General features: G+C 46.8%; 2 protein-coding genes. One reads left to right on the top strand and one right to left on the bottom strand.

Annotation, left to right across the window (positions count from 1 at the left end):
- On the top strand, positions 1 to 221 hold a 221-nt coding region (gene flgN / locus R7093_RS24925; RefSeq protein ID WP_318146979.1), incomplete at its 5' end, for a flagellar export chaperone FlgN.
- Positions 222 to 338: 117 nt separating this feature from the next.
- On the opposite strand, the gene flgP is transcribed toward flgN, so the two are convergent.
- Entirely contained in the window at positions 339 to 770 is a 432-nt protein-coding gene (flgP, locus tag R7093_RS24920; RefSeq protein ID WP_005453982.1) for a flagellar assembly lipoprotein FlgP, read from the bottom strand.
- Positions 771 to 803: the final 33 nt, after the last annotated feature.

The raw sequence follows: 803 nt of genomic DNA, 5'->3' as shown, positions 1-803 counted from the left end.
AAGATGAGCACCTAAGTCAGGTTGTAGCCCAAATCCAATCCATCGTGCTGGACTGTCAACAAGTCAATCGCGTGAATGGAGAATCCCTCAGCCGTGCTCAATTGAGTTTTAACAAGCTCAATAACATGCTTCAACACACTCACGGCAAGATCGGTATGACCTACAATGCCGGCGGCAAAACCCACACCATTTCAACGCTAGGCACCAATATTAAAGCCTAACGCTCTAGCCTCTCCTTCCTCATTAGGCAAAGCCATCAAATCAACCCATAAAAAAAGCGACCAATTGTTGCCAATCAGCCGCTCGAAAAGATTATCTGTTTATTTAGTGAAGTGGTTTTAGAACAAGGTTTGCTGACGCTTCTCAGGCACTTGTTGAACTTCACCGTAATCGCGTAGCTTATCCATCTTACGGATATCCAAACGTAACTCTGTTACGTAACTGTCTTCAACTAAGTAACTGCGCACGACCTCTGCACCGCGAATCACGCCATCGACCGCGCCACTCGTGCTTTCAATGCCAAGACGCTGATCTTCAAGTTCGGCTCGACCGCTTACTCGCATGCCGTAAACTTGCTCTGCTAACTCACGATACGCATCAATTTTTGATGCTCGCATCGCGCGCACACGTTTTTCTTCTACCGTGCGGCCAGTTTGTTCGCTTACGCTTGCATAACCTACCGCCACTAAAATTTCGTCTTGGCGCATCTGTTGTAATGGCTGACATCCCACAAGCACCAAGGTGGCAATAATAAATAATAACTTCTTCATGGTTCTATCCTATGGGCGGAGAAGCACAGTGTA

The sequence above is a fragment of the Vibrio sp. 1580 genome, assembly GCF_033340055.1.
The sequence above is the reverse complement of the archived record's forward strand: the minus strand, read 5'-3'. Positions and strand labels throughout refer to the sequence as shown.

Coding starts and splice junctions, on each gene's coding strand:
- flgP (WP_005453982.1), bottom strand. CDS start 770: ATGAAGAAGTTATTATTTATTATTGCCACCTTGGTGCTTGTGGGATGT.